Origin of the sequence: Pseudoalteromonas sp. S2893 (genome assembly GCF_005887105.1) — a bacterium.
In the GTDB taxonomy this organism is placed as follows: Bacteria; Pseudomonadota; Gammaproteobacteria; order Enterobacterales; family Alteromonadaceae; genus Pseudoalteromonas; species Pseudoalteromonas atlantica.
This window is the reverse complement of the sequence record NZ_PNCY01000171.1, coordinates 1-283: the sequence shown is the minus strand read 5'-3', so window position 1 is coordinate 283 and position 283 is coordinate 1. Positions and strand designations below refer to the sequence as shown.

General features: G+C 37.8%; 1 protein-coding gene. It reads left to right on the top strand.

Going from position 1 to position 283, the window contains the following annotated elements:
* The first annotated feature begins 68 nt into the window (after positions 1-68).
* Positions 69-233: a hypothetical protein gene (locus CWC04_RS19745; RefSeq protein WP_171038608.1), complete on the top strand. Its 165-nt coding sequence runs from the start codon at positions 69-71 to the stop codon at positions 231-233.
* Positions 234-283 lie beyond the last annotated feature (50 nt).

The following is a 283-nucleotide window of genomic DNA, read 5'->3' as shown; positions in this document are numbered from 1 at the left end:
ACCTTATTAATAGTGTTTTCCACGCCTTGAAGGTGTACTAGTACCAATAGGAATACATTGGCTTTAGCATGAATAAACCATTACCCGTCACCCACCGTCATTACTTTCATGATTGGCTGCGAGTCATTGCGGTTGCTGTACTTAATTTATATCACCTTGGCATGTTGTTCAGCGAAAACTGGGGCTTTCACTATAAAAGCACTTATATATCTCACTACGTAGAGTATTATTAGTTGATCTATCTTACTTGCATAATGCTACTGATTTGGATTATATCTGGAGT

Coding starts and splice junctions, on each gene's coding strand:
- CWC04_RS19745 (WP_171038608.1), top strand. CDS start 69: ATGAATAAACCATTACCCGTCACCCACCGTCATTACTTTCATGATTGG.